19 protein-coding genes and 1 riboswitch are annotated in these 22,122 nt (G+C 48.8%); of the genes, 15 read left to right on the top strand and 4 right to left on the bottom strand.

What is annotated here, in order from left to right:
• Nucleotides 1–149: 149 nt before the first annotated feature.
• Complete coding sequence (gene torR, locus NF212_RS07825) at nt 150–863, bottom strand: two-component system response regulator TorR (RefSeq protein WP_054673788.1); 714 nt, start codon at nt 861–863, stop codon at nt 150–152.
• 191 nt (nt 864–1,054) lie between these two features.
• On the opposite strand from torR, the gene torC reads away from it, so the two are divergent.
• From torC to NF212_RS07785, 8 genes are all read left to right on the top strand, one after another.
• Nucleotides 1,055–2,221: a pentaheme c-type cytochrome TorC gene (gene torC, locus NF212_RS07820; protein ID WP_434360378.1), complete on the top strand. Its 1,167-nt coding sequence runs from the start codon at nt 1,055–1,057 to the stop codon at nt 2,219–2,221.
• A gap of 98 nt (nt 2,222–2,319) precedes the next feature.
• Nucleotides 2,320–4,851, top strand: a complete 2,532-nt coding sequence (gene torA, locus NF212_RS07815) for a trimethylamine-N-oxide reductase TorA (protein ID WP_434360376.1) — start codon at nt 2,320–2,322, stop codon at nt 4,849–4,851.
• Between the two features lie 160 nt (nt 4,852–5,011).
• Nucleotides 5,012–5,659 (top strand): molecular chaperone TorD, encoded by a 648-nt coding sequence (gene torD, locus NF212_RS07810; RefSeq protein WP_434360374.1) that lies wholly within the window; start codon nt 5,012–5,014, stop codon nt 5,657–5,659.
• 485 nt (nt 5,660–6,144) lie between these two features.
• Nucleotides 6,145–6,810: an amino acid ABC transporter permease gene (locus NF212_RS07805; protein WP_434360372.1), complete on the top strand. Its 666-nt coding sequence runs from the start codon at nt 6,145–6,147 to the stop codon at nt 6,808–6,810.
• Between the two features lie 2 nt (nt 6,811–6,812).
• Complete coding sequence (locus tag NF212_RS07800; protein ID WP_434360370.1) at nt 6,813–7,484, top strand: amino acid ABC transporter permease; 672 nt, start codon at nt 6,813–6,815, stop codon at nt 7,482–7,484.
• A 10-nt stretch (nt 7,485–7,494) separates the two neighbouring features.
• On the top strand, nt 7,495–8,229 hold the full coding sequence (locus NF212_RS07795) for an amino acid ABC transporter ATP-binding protein (protein WP_434360368.1): 735 nt from the start codon (nt 7,495–7,497) through the stop codon (nt 8,227–8,229).
• Nucleotides 8,229–9,143 carry a N(4)-(beta-N-acetylglucosaminyl)-L-asparaginase gene (locus NF212_RS07790; protein ID WP_434360366.1) on the top strand — a complete coding sequence of 305 codons (915 nt, stop codon included), beginning with the start codon at nt 8,229–8,231 and terminating at the stop codon, nt 9,141–9,143. The genes NF212_RS07795 and NF212_RS07790 overlap by 1 nt, the downstream gene beginning before the upstream one ends.
• 13 nt (nt 9,144–9,156) lie before the next feature.
• Nucleotides 9,157–9,951, top strand: a complete 795-nt coding sequence (locus NF212_RS07785) for a transporter substrate-binding domain-containing protein (protein WP_434360364.1) — start codon at nt 9,157–9,159, stop codon at nt 9,949–9,951.
• A gap of 77 nt (nt 9,952–10,028) precedes the next feature.
• Here the strand turns inward: NF212_RS07785 and hutZ are convergent, their stop codons facing one another.
• From hutZ to NF212_RS07770, 3 genes are read right to left on the bottom strand one after another with little or no spacing between them, the layout of a single operon-like run.
• The gene (gene hutZ / locus NF212_RS07780) at nt 10,029–10,553 is read right to left on the bottom strand and encodes a heme utilization protein HutZ (protein WP_434360362.1); all 525 of its coding nucleotides are present in this window, start codon (nt 10,551–10,553) and stop codon (nt 10,029–10,031) included.
• Entirely contained in the window at nt 10,546–11,070 is a 525-nt protein-coding gene (gene hutX / locus NF212_RS07775; protein WP_434360360.1) for a heme utilization cystosolic carrier protein HutX, read from the bottom strand. Before hutX ends, hutZ begins: the two co-directional genes overlap by 8 nt.
• Nucleotides 11,071–11,081: 11 nt before the next feature.
• Entirely contained in the window at nt 11,082–13,100 is a 2,019-nt protein-coding gene (locus NF212_RS07770) for a TonB-dependent hemoglobin/transferrin/lactoferrin family receptor (RefSeq protein ID WP_434360358.1), read from the bottom strand.
• A 143-nt stretch (nt 13,101–13,243) separates the two neighbouring features.
• On the opposite strand from NF212_RS07770, the gene NF212_RS07765 reads away from it, so the two are divergent.
• From NF212_RS07765 to NF212_RS07735, 7 genes are all read left to right on the top strand, one after another.
• Complete coding sequence (locus tag NF212_RS07765; protein ID WP_434360356.1) at nt 13,244–14,110, top strand: heme/hemin ABC transporter substrate-binding protein; 867 nt, start codon at nt 13,244–13,246, stop codon at nt 14,108–14,110.
• 14 nt (nt 14,111–14,124) lie between these two features.
• Nucleotides 14,125–15,162 (top strand): FecCD family ABC transporter permease, encoded by a 1,038-nt coding sequence (locus tag NF212_RS07760; RefSeq protein WP_434360354.1) that lies wholly within the window; start codon nt 14,125–14,127, stop codon nt 15,160–15,162.
• Nucleotides 15,162–15,953, top strand: a complete 792-nt coding sequence (locus NF212_RS07755; RefSeq protein ID WP_434360352.1) for a heme ABC transporter ATP-binding protein — start codon at nt 15,162–15,164, stop codon at nt 15,951–15,953. Before NF212_RS07760 ends, NF212_RS07755 begins: the two co-directional genes overlap by 1 nt.
• A 399-nt stretch (nt 15,954–16,352) precedes the next feature.
• The gene (locus tag NF212_RS07750; protein ID WP_434360350.1) at nt 16,353–17,357 is read left to right on the top strand and encodes a substrate-binding domain-containing protein; all 1,005 of its coding nucleotides are present in this window, start codon (nt 16,353–16,355) and stop codon (nt 17,355–17,357) included.
• Between the two features lie 253 nt (nt 17,358–17,610).
• A riboswitch (cyclic di-GMP riboswitch) is annotated at nt 17,611–17,713 on the top strand.
• A gap of 101 nt (nt 17,714–17,814) precedes the next feature.
• Entirely contained in the window at nt 17,815–18,408 is a 594-nt protein-coding gene (locus NF212_RS07745) for a TfoX/Sxy family DNA transformation protein (RefSeq protein WP_434360348.1), read from the top strand.
• Between the two features lie 275 nt (nt 18,409–18,683).
• Nucleotides 18,684–20,822: a dihydrolipoyl dehydrogenase gene (gene lpdA, locus NF212_RS07740; protein WP_434360346.1), complete on the top strand. Its 2,139-nt coding sequence runs from the start codon at nt 18,684–18,686 to the stop codon at nt 20,820–20,822.
• A gap of 161 nt (nt 20,823–20,983) precedes the next feature.
• Entirely contained in the window at nt 20,984–22,120 is a 1,137-nt protein-coding gene (locus tag NF212_RS07735; protein ID WP_434360344.1) for an ABC transporter substrate-binding protein, read from the top strand.
• Nucleotides 22,121–22,122 lie beyond the last annotated feature (2 nt).

Here is a 22,122-nt window from a genome sequence, read left to right as displayed (position 1 = left end):
TGAAAAAGAGCATATCTAAGAATTGCGACAATGTAGTTTTTGCGCTTTTACCCTGGTAAGCAAATACGTTCTGCCAATGTCCTTGCGCCCCAAAAACAACAAAGCCGCCTCAGTGGGCGGCTCTGTCATTCAGCTTTATGCTTACCGGGTTAATCACCGACAAACATATAGCCTTCACCGTGGACGGTGATAAATACCTGAGGGTTCTTAGGGTCAACCTCTATCTTGGCGCGGAGGCGACGAATCAGTACGTCGATAGTACGGTCGTTTGGCGCGTCAACGCGGTGGCTGATCATATTCAGGATGCGGTCGCGGCTCAGTACCACATTTGAATTGGCAGAGAAAGCAACCAGCAGTTCGTATTCCGCTTTGGTCAGTTTGACCGGCGTACCCTTGTGGGACAAAGAACGGCGATTGATATCAAACTGCCATTCGCCAAAGCGAATTACGTGGTCGTTGGCTTCTTCTTCTTCCGCCACATCCCGGGCTTTATTCACCAGAGACATACGCCACAACAGGTTTTTCACGCGAACCAAAAGTTCACGTAATTCAAAAGGTTTGGTTACGTAGTCGTCTGCACCCATTTCAAGGCCAACGATACGGTCGATGCTATCCGTGCGTCCGGTTACCAGAATAATCCCTACTTCCGAGCGGCTGCGCAGTTCACGCGTCAGCATTAGCCCGTCTTCACCCGGCAGGTTGATATCAAGCATCACGAGATCGACTTTTTCAGCCGTCATAATCTCGCGCATTTGCTCACCATTGTCCGCCTGGCTTACCCGGTAACCTTCTTTTTCAAAGTACCCCACAAGTTTAGCGCGGGTAACTACTTCATCTTCTACAACGAGGACGTGATAGCTCATGTTTTCATCATCTTAGTGTGTTTCACCTCACACTTTACCACCCTATTAATAACTTGTCATAACTCTCTTTCGTCTGTTCATTACCTATGGTGACCCTATTCACATGAAATCAATAACATCCAAGCCTAGAAAAAACTTTTACCCACTCTGGGTTCCTGGTTTTTAAACAAAACTTTATGGATGTCGGTCCCATGAAAAAACTTTGGAAAAAATTGCTCAAGCCGAGCAGCAAATACTCGATCCTGGCACTGGTGCTGGTTGGCGCCGCTGTTGCCGTGGGTGGTGTTGTCGCCATGCACAAGACGTTTGAAGTATTCTCAACCACTGAGTTCTGTACGTCTTGCCACACCATGCAGCAAAACTACGCGGAATACAGCCAGTCTATCCACTTCAAGAACGCTGCCGGCGTTCGCGCTGAGTGTGTTGACTGTCACCAGCCAAAAGATTTCCCAGGAAAAGTAATGCGCAAGATGGAAGCAGCGAAAGACCTGTACCATCACTTTGTTACCGGGAAAATTGATACCCCAGAGAAGTTTGAGGAACACCGCCTCGAGTTGGCACAGAAGGTCTGGGACCGCATGAAGAGCCAAAACTCTAAAACCTGTAAGAGCTGCCACTCTTACGAGGCGATGGACCATGAAAAGCAATCTGCCAAAGCTGCGTTTGAAATGAACAAAGCCGCTGCTGCTGACATGAACTGTATCGAGTGTCACAAGGGTATTGCCCACGAACTGCCAAACATGGCCGGTGGCTACCGTAAGACATTCCAACAGCTGGAAGCAGAAGCTGCCGTTCCACCAGCGAATGCCAAGACGCTCTACTCCCTGAACGAGAAGAACCTGTACTTCACTGATGATGCCAACGGCAAAGTAGACGGCAAGCTGCTGCCTGCTTCTAAAGTGACTGTACTGGAAGAGAAAGGCGACATGCTGAAAGTCAGCATCGACGGCTGGCTCGAAGCAAACGGTAAAGGCCGCGTAATCACTGAGTACATGGGTAAGCGCGTATTCAAGGCAACTATCCGTGGCGACGTTAAAGAACACGAAAAACTGCTGGAGTCCAAGGTTGACCCTGCTACTGACATCAAGTGGAACCACATTGAAGTTCAGGCATGGATCACCAAAGACCACATGCTGGAAAACATCCAGCCTATCTGGAACTACGCGGAAGAGATGTACGCATCTACCTGTAACGCGTGTCATGCAGCTCCAGACCCAGCTCACTTCACTGCTAACGGCTGGATTTCAGGCCTGAAAGCAATGAGCGCCTACTACCGCCTGAGCAAAACGGAAGAACGTACCCTGCTCAAGTACCTGCAGAACCACGGTAAAGATACCGGCGGCGCAGGCAAACACTAATCGGGCTAAACGCCTCCAGGCAATTAGAAAGGCGAACTATCGGAGGCGTGTCCAAGGGCACGTCTCCTGAAAAGATTCTGCAAAATAAGGATTTAATTATGGCGACAGAAAACAAACCACAAGGCATCTCCCGCCGTCGCTTCCTGAGCGGTATGGTGGCTGCCAGTGCCGCCACTGTAATCGGCACCAGCCTGCTGGCTCCACGCTCTGCGCTGGCGGCTACCGGCGAAGCCAAAGAAGCCTTTAACGGTGAGATCCTGTCCGGCTCTCACTGGGGTGCATTCCGCGCTAAGGTAAAAGATGGCATCTGGGTTGAAACTGTTCCTTTTGAACAGGATCCACACCCAACCACCATGCTGAACGGTCTGCGTGAAGTGGTTTATAACCCTGCACGTGTTAAGTACCCAATGGTACGTATTGACTGGCTGCGTCACGGCTGGAAGTCTGACACTACCCAGCGCGGTGATAACCGTTTTGTACGTGTGCCTTGGTCACAGGCTCTGGACTTCTTCCACCACGAACTGGAACGTGTTCAGAACACTTACGGCCCTAGCGCCCTGTACGCAGGTCACACTGGCTGGCAGTCAGTAGGTAAACTGCACTCTGCAGGCACCATGATGATGCGTGCAGTTGGCCTGCACGGTACTTTCCTGGCTAAAGCCGGTGACTACTCTACCGGTGCGGCTCAGGTTGTACTGCCATACGTAGCGGGCGCAATGGAAGTTTACGAACAGCAAACTTCTTGGCCACTGGTTCTGGAGCACTCCAAGACTATCGTTATCTGGGGTTCTGACCCAATCAAGAACCTGCAGGTAGGCTGGCTGGTACCTGACCACAGCGTATACGGCTACTACCAGCAACTGGCTGAAAAAGTGAAGAAAGGCGAAATCAAGGTCTACCACATTGACCCTGTGAAGTCTGAATCAGCCAAGTTCTTCGGCGGCGACGTGGTTCCAGTAAACCCACAGACTGACGTTCCTCTGATGCTGGCTCTGGCATACACCCTGTATGACGAGAAGCTTTACGACCAGCAGTTCCTGAAGGACTACACCACTGGTTTCGACAAGTTCCTGCCATACCTGCTGGGTACTAACGACGGTGTTGCGAAGACGCCTGAGTGGGCAGCGAAAATCTGTGGTATCCCTGCTGAAGACATCCGTGCCATTGCCCGCCAGATGGCAGGCGGTCGCACCCAGATCATCGGCGGCTGGTGTCTGCAGCGTATGCAGCACGGCGAGCAGTATGCTTGGATGCTGGTTGTACTGGCTGCAATGCTGGGTCAAATCGGCCTGCCAGGCGGCGGCTTCGGCTTCGGCTGGCACTACAACGATGCTGGTACCATCACCTCTGCTGGTCCTCTGATGTCAGGCTTCAGCGGCGTAACCGGTGTGGATCCAATCCACAACGGCAGCTACAAGGGTTACTCAAACTACATCCCGGTAGCGCGTTTCGTTGACTGTATCGAGAACCCTGGCCAAACCATCGACTGGAACGGTCACAAGATCAAGTTCCCAGAGATGAAGATGGCAATCTTCGTCGGTAACAACCCATTCCACCACCACCAGGACCGCAACCGCATGATTAAAGCGTGGCGCAAACTGGAAACCGTGGTAAGTGTTGAACATCAGTGGACTGCGACCTGTCGCTTTGCAGACATCGTCCTGCCTGCAACCACCACTTATGAGCGTGACGATATCGAACAGTTCGGTAACCACTCTAACAAGGGTATTATCGCACTGCGCAAGATCGTCGAGCCTATGTTCGAATCGAAAGATGACTTCGACATCTTCCGCGAACTGTGCCGTCGTTACGACCGTGAAGAAGCCTTCACCGGTGGTAAAGAAAAGATGGAATGGGTTGAGGAAATCTACAACGGTGCACGCCTGCAAGGCCGTGGTATCGGTGTTCGCATGCCAAACTTCAAGAAGTTCTGGGAAGGCGAAGGCTATATCACATTCCCTGAAGGTTCACCTTGGGTTCGTCACGAATCATTCCGTAAGGAACCGGATCTGGAGCCACTGGGCACCGCTTCTGGCCTTATCGAGATCTACTGTAAGACCATTGCTGACATGGGTTACGACGACTGCCAGGGCCACCCAATGTGGTTTGAAAAGGCAGAGCGCAGCCACGGTGGCCCAGGTTCTGAGAAGTTCCCAATCCACCTGCAGAGCTGTCACCCGAACAACCGCCTGCACTCGCAGCTGTGTTCTTCGACTGTCTACCGCGCAACCTGGTCAGTAGCAGACCGTGAGCCTTGCTACATCAGCAAAGCTGACGCAGACGCACGTGGCATCAAGTCTGGCGACATCGTTCGCGTGTTCAATGAGCGTGGCCAGGTACTGGCCGGTGCCGTTGTAACTGAAGACTACAGTGCCGGTGTTTGCCGCTTGCACGAAGGTGCATGGTACAGCCCACTGGAAGGCGGAAAGCCGGGTACTATCTGTACTTTCGGTGACCCTAACGTTCTGACTATGGACAAGGGTACTTCCAAGCTGGCTCAGGCGACTTCTGCCCACACTGCACTGGTAGAAATCGAGAAGTTCACTGGCAAGATCCCGGGTGTTACCGGTTTCGATGGCCCAATTGAACTGCACGACATCAACCCATTGTTCCCTGCAATGGATTCTTGATGAAAAAAGAAGGGTGGCTTTGCCACCCTTCTTTTCATAAGTTGTAATAATCCTTAATAAATTTCCTTTAATTTCTTTATCACTCAGCTTGTGCCAGAATCGTTTACCAAAGTCAGTAGCACATACTTTGCTAAACGGTTTTGATATCCCAGGAGATACCATGCAAGAGTTTATTGCCATTAACGAACAGCGCGCCGAGTTTTACTGGTGGATGTCCTCACTCCTTGCCCGTGAACTGACCGCAAAAGACCTGGAAAACTATCTGGGTGGCGAAATGGTCAGCTACTACTCTGCCCTGGCAATGACACCGGAACTCAAAGCCCCGGTTAATGCATTCCGTGACGCGTTGGACAAACTCGAAAAGCGCGAAGATAACCAACTGGAACTGGCAGCTGATTTCTGTGGCCTTTTCCTCAGCACGCCAAAAACAGGAGCCCTGCCTTACGCCTCTATCTATGTCGGCGAAAGTGGCCTGCTTAATGACAAGCCAGCGCAGGAAATGGGCGACTGGATGCAACGCTTTGGTATCGCCCAGCGCAAGGACTTCAACGAACCGTTTGATCACGCTGCGGTGATGCTGGATTTCCTCGGTAACCTCATCGTTATGAGCAACCAGAAAGAAACGGAAGAAGAGCGCGAAGCGCTGATGCAGGAACAGCTCCAGTTTATTGATTCAATGCTGATGAACTGGCTGCCAACCTTCTCGACAGCCGTTGCCTCACGGGACCCATTTGGATTCTACGCGGCTGCGATGAGCCTGCTGGTCGCATTTGTGAACGTTGATCGTGCGTTTCTGATTGGCGAATAACGCCGCGGAAAACACAATGAACAGAGAAGAAGCGAGCCTTGGTGCTCGCTTCTTTGTTCCAGATGCTTTCACTTTTCATTTCAAGCAGTACCAATCCAGAAGTTGATACCCTGCTATATGGCTACAAAACATCGCCTTATAGCCAACATGAAGATTATCAGTAAGTTACATGTCAGCTCCCGAAACTGTGTCCACGAAGGGCTGTAACGCCAAACCTTAAACTCAAGCAATAAAACAACAGAAAAACATACAGTTATCTCAAAACCCCCAAGCCTTAAATTTAGATCTGTAAGCTCTTATAAATGGAGCACTCTTTCCAGCCAAGCATTCCAATTAGCTAAACTATCAATAACCGTGATGCCGATTTCGGTTTTTGCCACATAAATATAACATTTGTTGATCCAGACGCCATTTTTCAGTCGCCGGCATTGCCCAAAATCCGCCCAATCCTTAAATTGAAACCGGTTTCAATTTGAGGGTTCGTTGTGTTTGATATATCGATCATGTATCGCTATCTACATTCATTTGTTGACGGTTTTGCGATAACAGCAAGTATTAGCATTGCATCCATTTGTGGCAGTTTTATCGTAGGCTTGCTGATTATGTTTGCTTGTATTAGCCGATTCCAGGCTCTATCAGCTTTGGGGTATGGTTACATTAATGTGTTCAGAAATATTCCGTTTATTGTACAGGTTTTCTTTATATTCTATGGATTGCCAGAACTAAAAATATTTATTGATCCCTATACCACCGGTGTATTGGCTTTATCTATTGCCGTAGGCGCATACTGTGCTGATGTATTACGAGCAAGTGTTCAGCAAGTCGACCAAGATATCATAGAAGCAGCCCAGTCATTTGGCCTAAACCGTATAACAATCTATCGAAAAATCATATTGCCACTGGCACTGCGTAATTCTATTAAACCTCTCGGTTCAATATTCATAAACCTCATTTTGACCACCTCGATTTTGTCGTCTATCACGCTAAATGAGCTGACGGGTACGGCAAAAATTATTGCAGCAGAAACCTTCAGACCGTTTGAGGTTTATTTTTTCTTGTTGCTTTTTTACTGTGTCCTGACCTACCTCCTCTCTGTTGTGGTCTCGTTGGTTCACAAGAGACTTAATCGATTCACTGAGGCGGAGGCATAATTATGTCGGGCAACGAATTTGTACTTTATGACCTCATTGTATTGTTGAGCGGAATCGCCGTTTCACTGAAGGTTTTTTTATTATCCAGTATATATGGCGCGGGACTTGGATTGGGTTTAGCCATTTGCAGATATTATCGAATCCCTGTATTCAGTCAAATTTCAGTTTTTATAAGCGAATTTTTGAAAAACTCACCGGTCTTGGTGCAGCTATTTTTAATCTATTTTGGGCTGCCTATTTTCCTGTCGATGGATATGTCCGCCGAACTTGCTGCAATAATTACGTTAACAGGCAATACCGCAGCATTTGTTTCAGTCATTGTAATCACGGGTATGTCCGCTATTGATAGAGGGCAATTGGATGCTGCAAGATCGTTTGGAATCACCGAATTCACCATCTTGAAAAAAATCATTGCCCCACAAGCACTTTTAATTGCAATAGCGCCATTGGTCGGTTTGGCAGTTAATCAATTGCAGGTAACGTCCCTGATTTCTGTAATTGGCGTGATAGACATTACCAAGGTTGGAGCGATCCTGAATCAACGCACATGGCAACCTTTTATTGTTTGGCCAATCATAGGTCTAATTTATTTCTCTTTGTCGATGGCAATCTCCAAGCTGGGAAGCAAACTCGAACAGCGTCTAAAACAGCATCAAACCTGGTCTTCAATATAAGGTTACCCCAATGATATCTATAAAAAGCGTAAAGAAGTCGTTTGGAAAAGACGCAGTATTAAAGGACGTGAGCTTAACAATTAAACAAGGCGATATCGTTTCAATATTAGGTGCCAGCGGATCAGGTAAATCAACTTTATTACGGTGCATCAATGGACTGGAAACAATTGATGCTGGTGACATTCAATTCAGGGCATTATCTGTAGCAAACAAAAATGAACTGCAAAAAATCCGCCGGTCGGTTTCAACCGTATTCCAAAATTTTAATCTTTACCCTCATTTAACTGTTTTGGAAAACATCACGCTGGCTCCGATAGAAGTACTGGGGCTCACCAAAGCTGATGCGGAAATAGAAGCCAAACAACTCTTAAGCGTGGTCGATCTCTCCGATAAAGCAGACAGTTATCCGGCCCAACTCTCAGGTGGACAGAAGCAGCGTATAGGTATCTGCCGGGCACTGGCGATGAAACCCGAGTGTTTGCTTCTGGATGAGGTGACCAGTGCACTCGACCCAGAAATGACCTCTGAAGTGCTTGATGTATTGGCTGAACTCGCTAAATCAGGGACCACACTGGTCTTTGTAACACACGAGATTGCATTCGCCGAAAAAATTTCCAGCCGAATCGTGTTCCTTGACCAAGGAGTAGTGAAGGCAGATATGGATAAAGAAACATTCTTTTCTTCAGATGGTGGAAAAAGAGATCCGAGGATTAGGCGCTTTTTAGAAAAAATGGATTGTAAGTAATGATTGTTTTATCGAATTCAGAAGCTTGGCCCGGAATCAATGATACCGCCCAGATGCTTAATAATGGAGCCAATGGCTTGGATGCAATTCTCTATGGCATCGAAAAAGTTGAAGCAGAACCCAAAGTCCGCAGTGTTGGTTATGGAGGCTGGCCAAACCTGATTGGTGATATGGAATTCGACGGCGCTGTAATGGATGGAAATACCCTCAGAACCGGAGCTGTCGGGGCAGTGAAAGACCATTTTCATGTCACGCGCATTGCCCGGAAGGTAATGGAAGAACTCAACCATGAAATATTGGTTGGCGAGGGAGCAACACGATTCGCCTATGAGATGGGGTTTGAGTGCCCTAACCCCCTGCTGGAAGATTCCAGGCAAGTCTGGTTAAAAAAGCTACAGGACATTACCGGTGAACAACACCCGGATATGTCCACTCGCCCTCTTGCCCATCTTAATTCCTTGATAACAGATCCTGAAAAGGTCCGTGATACGACGGTATTTCTTACTAAAGACAATGATCGAGGTATCTACGCAGCTACAAGTACATCCGGATGGGCATGGAAATACCCGGGACGGTTGGGGGACTCCCCAATAGCCGGAGCCGGTTTTTATGCCGACAGCCGCTATGGGGCAGCTGCATGTACACATACAGGGGAAATGACCATACGAACCAACACTTCCTACTCGATTGTAATGGCAATGCGTTTGGGCCATTCGATTGATGAAGCAATAGATATGGCCGTTTCTGAATTACATCGCCTGGAAACCGGTTTCCTTGCCGGAGTGGTAATTCACGTTATCGACAAAGATGACAACTACAGAGTAATCAACGTAGGGTGTGAAGAAGAAATTAAATATTGGGTATACAGAACCGGAATGGGTAAACCCGAGCACAAGGTAGCTGTACGACGTTAAAGGGAGATAAACGATGAAATTCAAAACATTCGCCGCCACGATATTGGCAGGCATACTTTCACTGAGTTCTACTTCAGCATTAGCAGGTAAATTAGAAGACATCCGCGAACGAGGATACATTAAGATTGGTGTTTCCTTGGGTGGTGAGCCGATTGGTTTTCGAGACAAGAAAAACCAACCCGCAGGATATGACGTTGATCTGGCAAAGCGCTTGGCAGAGAAACTTGGTGTTGAAGCACGTGTTACCGACGTCCATGGTGATGCACGGGTATCCATGCTGTTCTCTGATCAATTAGATGCGGTTATCGGGAACATGTCAGCCACCCTGGAGCGAGCCAAATCTGTTAATTTCTCTATTCCATACGCTCGAGCAGGTCTGCGCATTGTCCACCAAAAAGGCCTAAAGATTAATTCTATACAGGATCTCGCCGGTAAACGCGTTGTTGTAGGCAGGGGTTCAACAGGTGAAACCTTCCTTAAGCGTGAAGTCCCTGGCGCAGAACTCGTTTACACCGATAACTTTGCTCCGGATGGCGTGCTGCTTCTCCGTCAAGGAAGAGTTGATGCGGGTATCGAAGACAGCTCACTTGTTGATTACCTGGCTACGAACACCCCAAGCCTGGTGACGCTGCCAGGGTTGCACTCAAATGACCCTATCGCAGTAGGTGTAAGAAAGGGCGACCAGGAGTTCTTACGCTGGATGGATATGTTTGTTTCTGAGTATATAAACTCTGGCGCATACGAGGAATCTTACCGTAAATGGTGGGGTGCCGATGCAAACCCACCTACATTGACGGGTACTTGGTAATCCAGCCCTGATAAAAGGCTCCTTTGGAGCCTTTTATTGTATTAAAGCAGTCTCGGTTACTGACGTGATAACCCATGTCACTGACCTATTCGTCTGTGCCCCTCTTTCAGGTGAACCACATCTACCATATCGTCACCGCTGACCTCAAATGCCTGCCCGAACCCCTTTACAAACAGGCCTTTTACCGGCGTCAGGCGGAACAGGTGGAAATCTGCCAGTGAGCTTAGACCCGATACGATTTCCCCAAAACGGCGATGCAATGCGTCGATACCCTGGCTCCACTCTTCGGTATCGCGGGACACTTGCATCACACTGGCATCGAATGTGAGGCGCTTACGCGCAAACATCTGCTTACTGTTCACTTCATCTTCGATCATCATCAGCGACAGAACAGGTTGTTCCAGCAGGTTTTGTGTATGGCGCGCCAGTTCGCTGATAAGAATGTAATACGCTTTTCCACCCAGTGCGTAAGGGGCATAGCTCACATTGGGCTGGCCATCCGCATCCACCGTTGCCAGTTGCAGTGTCCGGCAAGTCTGGCGAAATTCAGCGATTTCCGGCCCAAGGCGGTTTTGCAGACGTTCCTGTTTTACTTCACTCATTTACTAACCCTTTCAACGCCATAAACTTATCAACCTGTTCAGGAAAGAGTTGTCGGTGCTCATCCCTGCCCAGATACACTTTAAAGATACAAAGACCTGCTTTATCAAAAAAGCCGATAAAGTAGCTTTCCTGACCGCGATGAGGTTTGCAGACAAGGCCAATACGGTTTACCCGGTCAAGCCGGAGATGACCGTGTATTTCACCTTCTTTCCCAAACAGGTTGTAATAACCGTGTCCTTCCACACCTTTGGGGAAAGGCGCTTTAACCTCAAAGATAGAACCACCGGAGGCAACAATAGTGGTCACCGGGCCCCATTCACTTAGGGATTCCAGAATCGCTTTAGCATGGACTCCTGGCAATGATGTCACCATACCTGAGGGAAGGGAGAAGACCACCTCCCCTTCAGACACACCAAGTTTCTCCGCAATTCCCCCCGCATGCAGGTGCGGTTCGGCATCGAGGACTGTTTTCACCTTTTCTGTTAGCTCACTTTCCGGCAGTGCTTTCTTATCCATGTCTCATTCCATTAAAACTGATAACGCACGTTGAGTTTGTAGTTTCGCCCGGCTTCATAAAGCTGTTCCCACGCTACGCGATAATACTCGTCGGTCACGTTATCAATCGCAAAGTCCACTTTTAAACCATCCAACTGGCTGGTTAACGGCTCATAACTTGCGTAGAGGTCAACCAGCTTATAGCTGCCATATGGCCCCTGGTTCGTGGAGCTTGTATTGACGTCATCCTGCGCAGAGTAATGGCTGTAGCGTGTCCCCACTTTAAGGCCTGTATTTCCAATATAGTAGGAAAGATCTGCTGCCAAAGACTGTGCTGGAATACCAAACAGATCCTCCCCAGATTTTGCCTTTCCATCAGCCCTGCCGTACGCAAGATCAAGCGCGGCAGCTCCGGATACAAATGCCGCTTCCAACTCCCCGCCCTTTATTTCAGCCCCGTCGACATTATTGAATGTGGTAGTAGTACGCCCTACTGTTTGCTCAATGAAGTTGTCAATATCATTGAGGAACACTGTCGCAAAGACGTCGATACTGTCAAAAATTCCCTTGTCTTCAAAAGACAACTGAGCAGAGAGCTCTTTATTTTTCGCTTCCTCGGGTTTCAGGTCCGGGTTTGGCTGGAATGTGTTACACCCAAACGGCCCCATAGAGAAATGGCAACCGGTTGAAAACATTTCTTCCATACTCGGCGCACGGAATGCTTCCTGGTAGCGGGCAGAAAGTGTCAGCCAGTCTGTAGTTTGCCACTGCAGTCCCAAAGAAGGTGAATTCGCTGTTTCTTCTGCATCTGGAGTGGTACCGTTTTTAACCTTGCCTTTGTACCGATCATGCCGCAAACCAGCTTGTAACAACCAGGACTCAGCCAGCGTTATATCAGCTTGTAAAAACATACCCAGGCTGTCAGCAGACGCATCAATATTATCCGGTCGGGTACCCGGCGTTCCGCTGTCATCACGCTTGGTTGTATAGTCGTCCCGGTAGACATCCACACCGTATAGAAGGGTTAAGGCATCAAATTTACTCTGGTTAATCAGCGTGAGGCCGAGGGTGTCATAGTCTGTATCGTCCTTTTGGCCTTGATCAAGTCGGTTTTCTTTGTAGTTGGTCTGGTTGAAATAAAGCTTGGCATCAAGGTTTACCCATTCTGTTACCGGGTTGTACGCTGCACCGATTGCCAGCTGGCTGTCCTGGGTTTCCCGGTAAACCAAAGGCGAAGAACGTCCCGCATTTGTTGCAGGGTTACTCGGTACCCGTTCATCAATCTGGTTGATACGGCTGTTGAAATTCAGCGTCAGATCCCTGTTTACTTGGAAAGACAGTTTCACCATGCCGCCGTTTTGTCTGGAGGCTGAATTTTCAAGCTTTTTACCGTTGCCCAGCTCAATGTCGTCACTGTCGTTATAAAAACCATTTACCAGATATTCAACATCCCCGTTTTGGCCGTAAATTGAACCACTGGTCAGGCTTTTTTTGTTGTTGGAGTGGTACCCCTGGCTGACATAGGCACCAAATGTTTCGCCGGCATTCAGAAAATCAGAGGCTGATTTCATTCGCTGTGAGACAACGCCGCCTAATGCTCCAGAACCCCATAGGGAACTGACCGGGCCCTTGACGACTTCTACGCTTTCCAACATTTCCGGGTCAATGAAATACGTTCCACGGTGGCCACTGGACACGTTTTGCCTTGCACCATCAACAATCTGCACGATGCGCTGACCATCCAGCCCCCTGATGTTCACGCTTTGGGAAGTGCTGCGTGGCCCTCCAGAAGCGGTCACATTAGGAAGGGTTTTGAGGGCTTGAGGAACCGAATCGGCTTGGAGTATTTCCAGCTCACTGTGATTGACAACAGTCGCATTCACCAGCGGGTTGTTGCCCACATCTGGACTTCGCGTCGCATATACCACCAGCTTTTCATCGCTGTCGTGTGCCGACGTTTCCTCTGCTGCATGTATTGCAAATGGCGCACAAAGCAAAGTGAGTAAAGTGAGCAAAGTACCCTGAAGCTTTTTCCAATTGTAGGAAACCATCTACTCCTCCTTAAAACTGCTGATGGCATGTCAATTGGAGCAGGAAGTTAACACAACTCTTATATTATTTAAATACGAATTGATCTCATTCTCATTATCAACAATAATGCAACGAAATATCAAAGCAACAGAGCATTAACAACATGAGGCTTCCCCTTTCACTGTCTGCGGTTATTTTGCGAATTATCCCTTTGCTTGTCACTGTAGGATTCTCAGCCCAGGCAACTGATAAACCGGCTATCGTCAGCGCAGGAGCTGGCATTTCTGACATTATCGAGTCTTTGGGTGCAGCAGAGCTTTTGATTGGCGTTGATTCCACAACACAGTTAAAAAATGAGCGCGACCTGCCAGTCATCGGTTACCACAGACAGCTTTCTGCGGAAGGCATCCTCTCCCTCAAGCCATCACACTTGATTGGTTCCGATGCCATGGGAAGTAAAGATACGCTCAATATTCTCAAAAGAAGTGGCGTTGAGGTCATTTCGTTTGAATCCGGAGGCGGTGTTGCGGGTCTTAAAAAACGCATCCGGCAACTGGGAGAAATCACCGGAACCAAGTTTCAAGCGGAGAAGATTTCTGAAGATGTAGATAAACAGTTAGCCGGATTAAAACGTGGCGCACTTAATCAGCGGGGGCTCTTTCTTCTTGTCCATGCCGGACGTTCACCCAGTGTAGGAGGAAACGATACAACGGCTGACCAGATTATCGCTTTAATGGGGGCTGAAAATGCGGCTAATGATATTAATGGTTACAAGCCCATTTCCGGTGAAGCGATTGCCGCTTTGCAGCCCGATTTTATTCTCGTCAGCCAGCGAGGAAAACCTGCAGAAAAAAAACAGACCCAGCTTTTACGACTCCTTCCAACCCTTTCCCTGACACCTGCAGTGAAAAATAACGCTGTTTACAACCTCAACAGCCGAGCGTTACTGGGCGGGTTGTCGCTGCTTTCCCTCGCTGAAGCTTCGCGCCTGCAAAACAGCATCGGTACGGGACCAGGAACGGCACACTAGGGATAACCCAGGGAATGATTATCAAACGTCTGCCAACCAACTGGGTATACGGCTGTTTACTGTCAGTGTTAACTATCCTTGCAATGGTCTCTCTTACAAGCGGCGCAATGCCTATTTCAGTAAGTGACAGCTTCAAAGGGATCATCCCTGGCCTTGGTACACTGCCCGGCCACATTGAGCTCATCATCCGGGACATTCGCCTACCCAGAACCCTGCTTTGCCTGACTGTAGGGGCCATTTTATCGACATCCGGAGCCATGATGCAGACGCTTTTCAGGAACCCTCTGGCAGAACCAGGGATTATAGGTGTTTCTGGCGGGGCTGCCCTGGGAGCCGCACTGACTATGGTGTATTACGCCAGCTTTCCCGGATTCAACCCTGATTTCGTGCTGTTCGGGCCGGTGCCATTTTTCGCATTTGTCGGTGCGGCCTTAACAACCCTGCTGGTATACCGTATTGGACGCACACCTTACGGTCATTCTGTTCCAGTGATGCTGTTAGCCGGTATCGCCGTCAGCGCACTAAGCGGTGCCATCTTGGGGGTGACCCATTATATAGCTGATGACCAAACACTCCGGGACATAACGATGTGGACCATGGGATCGCTTGCTGCAGCTGATTGGGATTCTGTGGTTCTGGCGACCACCACGCTGTTGGTTATCGGCACGCTGTCATTCCGATGGAGACAATCACTGAACACCTTCCTTCTCGGTGAAGGAGATGCTGAATACGCAGGTGTCCGGGTTAGCGCGCTGAAAAGAGGCGTGATCCTAACTGTAGCGGCAGGAGTGGGAGTAGCTGTCAGCCTTTGTGGAATTATTGGTTTTGTTGGCCTGGTGATCCCACATATCAGCAGGATGCTGTGCGGCCCCGATCACCGGGTTTTATTGCCAGTATCTGCCATAGGTGGCGCAGCTATTCTGTTGGCGGCTGATATTCTCGCCAGAACACTGGTTGCTCCGGCAGAAATGCCTGTGGGTATTATCACGGCGCTTCTGGGAGGCCCGTTCTTTGTATGGCTTCTGATTCAACAAAAAGGGCGGATTCTGTAATGCACAACACAATGCCGAATGAGACAAAACTGCCTTTGGAGGTTTTTGGCCTCACCATTCGCCAAGGCCGGAAAAAACTGATCGACAACATTACTCTCGGCATCAAACCCGGTGAACTTGTTGCGATTATCGGCCCGAATGGCGCGGGAAAAAGTACGCTTCTCAGTCAGGTGATGTCTAATCAACATACCAATGTGGCGTTTTGGGGTACGCCGAGAAAAAGCTGGATGCCGGAACACCTAGCCCGCCATGTGGCGATGCTTCCCCAACACAGCAGCCTCAATTTTCCATTCACAGTCCGGGAAGTCGTCGAAATGGGAGGCTACCCGTTAAAGTTACCGCGTCACAAACTGACACCCTTGGTGCACTCCGCCATGGATAAGACCGGGATAGCACCGCTGTCTTCACGCAGCTTCCCATCCCTTTCCGGCGGTGAAAAGCAGCGCTGCCAGCTCGCCCGCCTGTTTGTCCAACTAAGCCTCACCGAAGGAAAAAACATGCTTTTGCTGGACGAACCTACTTCCGCATTGGATCTTCACCACCAGCACAGCCTGTTGAACACACTCCAGTCAATAGCAATCCAAGGATGTGCTGTGATTGCTGTACTGCACGACCTAAATCTGGTGGCCCGCTATGCCGACAGGGTCATTGTGATGGACAACGGAAAGCTGGTAATGGATGGATCACCATGGGAAGTAATGACGTCCAATAAATTGGCCGAGATCTACCACTGCAAATTCGATATTTCGTCTCACCCCAGACTTGCAACGCCGGTCTTGTCAGTCAATTAGCTGCCTAAAATTGCACATTCTTACACCACACCAGTACCTCTAATGGTTTTTTACTCACCCAAACTGTGCATATTTCGTTACCCAACAAAGCAAAATCCGGAAAATTTCCGTTAAAACCGCGCTAAATTTCTCATTTTTGTTTATGAATGGGACATATGTACATAAGAGCATTGCCCGGCAGACCCTTCGAATATAAACTGTGAACGCAAGCGATTAGCTATGAGAATTTTTGTAAGCATTGCTGTTCATATATTGCTCAAATTTATAACAAATTCGAGACCAAACGCCGCGACGTACAGCGGCGTTTTTGTGTTATACCAATTGGATTAATTCATTGGTATCGAACGATTGGTGATAGACAGCATTGCCGGCCTGTAGGTCTGAAGTGGATTAATAATAATGGCTACGATTAAAGATGTTGCCCGGTTGGCGGGTGTCTCCACCACTACTGTCTCTCACGTTATCAACAAGACCCGTTTTGTTGCTGAAGCGACACAAAAGAAAGTCTGGTCTGCGATTGATGACCTAAACTATGCCCCAAGTGCAGTGGCACGTAGCCTGAAGTGCAACTCTACTCGCACGCTTGGTATGTTGGTCACTAAATCAACCAACCCTTTCTTCGCTGAAGTGGTTCATGGTGTAGAAGAATACTGCTACCGCGAAGGCTACACTCTGATTCTCTGTAATACTGAGGGTAACCCAACCAAACAACGCGATTACCTGCGAATGTTGGCAGAAAAGCGCGTCGATGGTTTGCTGGTCATGTGTTCTGACCTCAGTGATGACCTGATTTCCCACCTGGAGCGTCAACGCGCAGACCTGCCGATGGTGGTCATGGACTGGGGATCTCGCCATATCAGCGCAGACTCTATTCAGGATAACGCTGAACTGGGCGGTTATATTGCTACCAAATACCTTATCGAACAGGGACACAGTGCAATCGGCTGTCTGGCAGGCCCTCTTGATAAACTGACCTGTCAGGAACGTCTGAACGGCTTCACGAAAGCAATGGAAGAAGCTGGTTTACCTGTAAACAAGGACTGGATCCTTGAAGGTGACTTCGAAACCGAGACGGCGGTAGAATCAGCCAAGAAATTTGCGGCCATGACAGATCGACCTTCTGCTATTTTCTGTTTTAACGACATTATGGCACTTGCCGCCATCAGCACTTTCCGTAGTAGCGGCCTTTCAGTCCCGGAAGATATCTCTGTGGTGGGTTACGACAACATTGAGCTGGCAGCTTACTTCTCACCGCCGCTGACGACAGTCCACCAGCCTAAGAAACGTCTTGGTAAAACGGCAGTAAAACTTTTGCTCGAGCGTATCAATAATCGAGACAACACCCAGCAGGTATTTGAAGTTAAACCAGAACTGGTTGTCAGAGGCTCCGTTGTAGCACGATAAGTCTACTGAGGTTTTTGTTATTTACATAAAGGCACTGAACGTTCAGTGCCTTTATTCATCTTATCCCCCACCGCAAAACCCCTGAAATTCATTCGGTTGCATAATTTTTAAACATTGGAAGTATTCCCACGCCACACTGCAACTTCTGCAATGCTAACTTTTAGAAAATTGAACCGGGTTCAAGCTTGACACCTTCACTCAACAATACGATTATTGTTCTTATGTAGTCATCTCATTCAATACGCTAATGACTACACGAACAGGGCAAACCACTGCGAAAGCATGGGACGCAAAGCCACCGGCCTTCCAGTAACCTTTTCCTTTTTAGGGTTATTGATGGTAGCGGGGTTGCCGTGGAAAAGTTAGCAGTATCTTGTCGACGCAAACATTTTCACCAGACATCGTGCCGATGTAAGCCTTGTTCATCGCTTGGGTATGCTTACTTACGAGAGGCGATATGGACAAACCTACGTTAAAAGAAGCAATCAAACTGTTTGAGCCGCTCGGCTCGATCCGTGCCCGGACTATGTTCGGCGGTTTCGGCGTTTTCGCCGATAAAACTATGTTCGCTCTGGTGGTTGGGGAAACACTCTATTTACGTACCGGTAAGGAGAACAAGGCCCTTTTTGAACAATTTTCTCTTGAGCCTTACCGATACGCAAAACGGGGTTTCCCGGTTGTAACCAAGTACTTCCAAGTCGCCGAGTCATGGTGGCTGGAACCTGAGACTCTACTCCAACATGGTCGCGTTGCACTATCCATTGCGCGCAGGGAGCAGGAGAAGAAGGAAAAGGAAGAGATCACCCGTCTGAAAGACTTACCGAACCTGCGGTTGGCTACTGAACGTATGCTGGTCAAGGCGGGGATTAGTTCGGCGCAGGAACTCAAGGATGTGGGCGCTGCCGAAGCATTTCTCAAAGTACAGGCCAGTCACGACCAACCACTGAAAACCGAGTTGCTATGGGCTCTGGAAGGTGCCATTAATGGCACCCACTGGTCAGTCGTTCCGGCTTCCAGACGTGAAGAACTACTGAATATCATCAACCAGTAGGGAAATATTCAGACTCCCAGTCAAGCCAGGCATCAGCCTGGCTTATTTTTTATCCTTTCAATTTACTTTCCCTAAATATTTCATACTTTTTTTGAAATAGACGCTAAACTTCACCGGTCTTGTGATTTAAGTGGGATATTTTGATGCCTTCACCTAAAGAAAAGGTACTAAAAATTGAAAATCCCGCCACCCTAGATCATTGTTAATAGTACGTTATTAACATCTTTGAGGGCGAGTATCCCTTAGATTGGTTGATTTCTTAACAGGACAGTCGAATGAACAAAAATCGGTTGCTATTTCTCATTATCCTTGTAGGGCTAATTGCTGTCGGCTTTGCCACGGATGTCCACACACTTTTAACCCTGGAAAATGCGAAACACTGGCAACAGTCACTGGCTGAAACTATCGAGCAGAATTTCTTACTCGCCAGCCTTATTTATTTCGTTGTTTATATTTCGATTACTGCCCTTTCTATTCCTGGAGCAGCGGTTGCTACCTTGCTCGGAGCAGCCTTGTTTGGATTTTGGTGGGGGTTGTTGCTGGTTTCATTTGCCAGCACGATTGGCGCTACTCTGGCATTTCTGGTCAGCCGTTTCCTTCTCCGTGACTGGGTGCAAGGTAAGTTCGGCGCAAAAATGAAAGCCATCAATGAAGGCTTTGAAAAGGACGGGCCATTTTACTTGCTCAGCCTGCGCCTTATTCCGGTATTCCCCTTCTTTTTGATTAACCTGCTGATGGGTTTGACGCCAATTAAAGTGGCTCGGTACTACGTAATCAGCCAAATCGGTATGCTACCCGGCACAATCGTCTATGTGAATGCCGGTACACAACTGGCTCAGTTGGATTCCCTGAGCGGCATTGTCTCCCCAACAGTTCTTGGGTCATTTGTGCTGCTGGGTGTATTCCCTCTCATTGCCAAATGGATTATGGGCATGATTAACAGCAAACGTGTTTACCAGGGTTGGTCCAAGCCCCAAAAATTTGACCGTAACCTCGTGGTTATCGGTGCAGGTGCAGGCGGTCTTGTGACGTCTTACATCGCTGCAGTTGTGAAAGCAAAAGTATCGTTGATTGAAAAACACAAAATGGGCGGAGACTGCTTGAATACAGGCTGCGTCCCCTCCAAAGCACTTATCCGCGCTGCTCACACTATGGCTGAAATCAGCCAGGCAGACCGTTTTGGTATCCAGGCTGAAAGACCAACTGTCGATTTCACCAAGGTAATGCAACGCGTAAAAGATGTTATTTCAAAGGTCGAACCGCACGACTCGGTTGAACGCTATAGTGGCCTTGGTGTGGACTGTATCCAGGGCGAGGCAACCATCCGTTCCCCGTGGGAAGTGGAAGTTAACGGGGAAGTGCTCACGACCCGCAACATTGTCATCGGTACCGGTGCTCGACCACTTGTTCCCGGTATACCAGGGCTGGATAGTGTTGACTACCTGACTTCCGACAATGTTTGGGAGCTTACCGAGCAACCGGGCAAACTGTTAGTGCTGGGTGGCGGCCCAATTGGGTGTGAACTGGCACAGAGTTTTTCACTGCTGGGTACAGATGTCACTTTGGTTGAAATGGCTGACCAACTTCTTATCCGTGAAGACTCCGATGCTGCTGAATTGGTTGTGGACGGTCTGCAAAAAGATGGTGTCAGCGTACTGCTTTCACACAAAGCGGTGAAGTTTGCCAATGAAGACGGGCGCCAATATGTGACGCTTGAACAAGACGGCGAGCAAAAAGAAGTAGAATTTGACTATGTGCTTCTGGCTTTAGGTCGTGTCGCCAATACCAAAGGCTTCGGCCTGGAAGAACTCGGCGTAGAACTCACCGAACGTGGGACCATCAAGGTGAATGACTACCTGCAAACCAACTTCCCGAATATCTTTGCAGTTGGCGATGTTGCCGGGCCTTTCCAACTGACCCATGCGGCCGGGCACCAGGCTTGGTATGCAGCAGTAAACGCGCTGTTCGGCCAGTTCAAAAAATTCCGGGCCGATTATTCGGTTATGCCAGCAGGAACGTATACCTCACCTGAGATGGCTCGAGTTGGCCTGAATGAAAAAGAGGCCAAAGCTCAGGGCATCGCCTACGAAGTAGCGCAGTACGGAATTGATGACCTCGACAGGGCTATTGCAGACGGAGAGGATCACGGTTTTATTAAAGTACTGACTGTGCCGGGTAAGGATAAAATTCTCGGTGTTACCATTGTCGGTGCAAGGGCAGCCGAATTACTGGCAGAATTCACCCTGGCTATGCGCCATGGTCTGGGTCTTAACAAGATTCTGGGAACTGTCCACCCCTACCCGACCATGAGTGAAGCAACAAAATACACCGCCGGTGTCTGGAAGCAAGCCCATGCACCTGAGAAGCTGCTTGGCTGGGTAGGCAAATTCCATACATGGATGCGTGGTGAATAGCCCATCCTGAATAACCTTGACGTAAAAAACAGATGTTGCAAAGGATAGACGCAACAATCTCGTTCCCTCATGGCTCGCCACTTTCGCCTTTAATCGACGGAAGTTTTACAAAATGCCATGGGGGGGACGACGCTTAACATAGAACAAATAAAGGGAACGCAATGCGCAAACTACTTGTTGGACTGAGCCTTTTAACCAGTGCTATCGGTTTTACTGCCACAGCCAGTCAGCCTGACTGGGATACGATCACCGAAAAAGCGCGGGGTCAGACGGTCTACTTTAATGCCTGGGGTGGAAGCCAGAACATCAATGCCTATCTCCGTTGGGCAAATGACGAACTGACCAAGCGTTACGGTGTAAAGCTTGAGCATGTAAAGGTTGCTGATATTTCAGAAACGGTAAACCGATTGGTCGCCGAGAAAACAGCTGGACGCAATACCGGCGGCAGCGTGGACATGGTCTGGATAAACGGTGAGAACTTTAAATCGATGAAGCAGGCCGGGTTGCTGTATGGCCCGATCACCACCGTACTTCCCAACTGGGCGATAGTGAACAAGGATCTTCCGGTTGAAGAAGACTTTACTGAGCCTACTGACGGATTGGAAGCTCCTTGGGGCGTAGGGCAACTGGTCTTTATCCACGATTCGGAGACCCTTGCCAACCCACCGAAGAACTTCCAAGAACTGTTAAGTCTTGCAAAAGCACACCCAGGCAAAATTACTTATCCAAAGCCACCTGCTTTCCACGGCACCAGCTTCCTGAAAGCGGCGCTTATTGAACTGACCAAATACCCAGATCGCCTCTACAAGCCTGTTGTTGAAAGCGAGTTTGCTGAAACAACTGCGCCGCTTTGGCAATACCTTGACGAATTGCACGCTGTCGCGTGGCGGAATGGCAAACAATTCCCGGCGAACGGTAATGAAATGTCACAGCTACTGGATGATGGCGAGCTGTTGCTTGCGGTCACCTTTAATCCCAACAGTGCGAAAGTAAAAGTGGCCAACGGCGCTCTGCCTGAATCTGCCCGAACCTATGCGTTTGAACGTGGCGCGCTGTCCAACATCCACTTTATGGGCATTCCTTGGAATGCGTCATCAAAGGAAGGTGCACTGGTTGCCATCAACTTCCTGATGGGAGAGGAAGCGCAGTTGAGAAAAGCCGATACCAACATTTGGGGTGATCCTATGGTTATCCGAAGTGACAAGGCTTCCACCGAGTTTTATAAATCTATCCCAGAGCCACATCCAAGTTGGCAGGTGGCTCTGGAGAAAGCCTGGACAGAGCGTTACGGTCACTGACC

The sequence above is a fragment of the Parasalinivibrio latis genome (assembly GCF_036825535.1).
In the GTDB taxonomy this organism is placed as follows: Bacteria; Pseudomonadota; Gammaproteobacteria; order Enterobacterales; family Vibrionaceae; genus Parasalinivibrio; species Parasalinivibrio latis.
This window is presented reverse-complemented; position numbering and strand designations above follow the sequence as displayed.

Bases quoted from the DNA above. Each gene is read 5' to 3' on its own strand.
- torR (WP_054673788.1), bottom strand. From the start codon at position 863: ATGAGCTATCACGTCCTCGTTGTAGAAGATGAAGTAGTTACCCGCGCT.
- torC (WP_434360378.1), top strand. From the start codon at position 1,055: ATGAAAAAACTTTGGAAAAAATTGCTCAAGCCGAGCAGCAAATACTCG.
- torA (WP_434360376.1), top strand. From the start codon at position 2,320: ATGGCGACAGAAAACAAACCACAAGGCATCTCCCGCCGTCGCTTCCTG.
- torD (WP_434360374.1), top strand. From the start codon at position 5,012: ATGCAAGAGTTTATTGCCATTAACGAACAGCGCGCCGAGTTTTACTGG.
- NF212_RS07800 (WP_434360370.1), top strand. From the start codon at position 6,813: ATGTCGGGCAACGAATTTGTACTTTATGACCTCATTGTATTGTTGAGC.
- NF212_RS07795 (WP_434360368.1), top strand. From the start codon at position 7,495: ATGATATCTATAAAAAGCGTAAAGAAGTCGTTTGGAAAAGACGCAGTA.
- NF212_RS07790 (WP_434360366.1), top strand. From the start codon at position 8,229: ATGATTGTTTTATCGAATTCAGAAGCTTGGCCCGGAATCAATGATACC.
- NF212_RS07785 (WP_434360364.1), top strand. From the start codon at position 9,157: ATGAAATTCAAAACATTCGCCGCCACGATATTGGCAGGCATACTTTCA.
- hutZ (WP_434360362.1), bottom strand. From the start codon at position 10,553: ATGAGTGAAGTAAAACAGGAACGTCTGCAAAACCGCCTTGGGCCGGAA.
- hutX (WP_434360360.1), bottom strand. From the start codon at position 11,070: ATGGATAAGAAAGCACTGCCGGAAAGTGAGCTAACAGAAAAGGTGAAA.
- NF212_RS07770 (WP_434360358.1), bottom strand. From the start codon at position 13,100: ATGGTTTCCTACAATTGGAAAAAGCTTCAGGGTACTTTGCTCACTTTA.
- NF212_RS07765 (WP_434360356.1), top strand. From the start codon at position 13,244: ATGAGGCTTCCCCTTTCACTGTCTGCGGTTATTTTGCGAATTATCCCT.
- NF212_RS07760 (WP_434360354.1), top strand. From the start codon at position 14,125: ATGATTATCAAACGTCTGCCAACCAACTGGGTATACGGCTGTTTACTG.
- NF212_RS07755 (WP_434360352.1), top strand. From the start codon at position 15,162: ATGCACAACACAATGCCGAATGAGACAAAACTGCCTTTGGAGGTTTTT.
- NF212_RS07750 (WP_434360350.1), top strand. From the start codon at position 16,353: ATGGCTACGATTAAAGATGTTGCCCGGTTGGCGGGTGTCTCCACCACT.
- NF212_RS07745 (WP_434360348.1), top strand. From the start codon at position 17,815: ATGGACAAACCTACGTTAAAAGAAGCAATCAAACTGTTTGAGCCGCTC.
- lpdA (WP_434360346.1), top strand. From the start codon at position 18,684: ATGAACAAAAATCGGTTGCTATTTCTCATTATCCTTGTAGGGCTAATT.
- NF212_RS07735 (WP_434360344.1), top strand. From the start codon at position 20,984: ATGCGCAAACTACTTGTTGGACTGAGCCTTTTAACCAGTGCTATCGGT.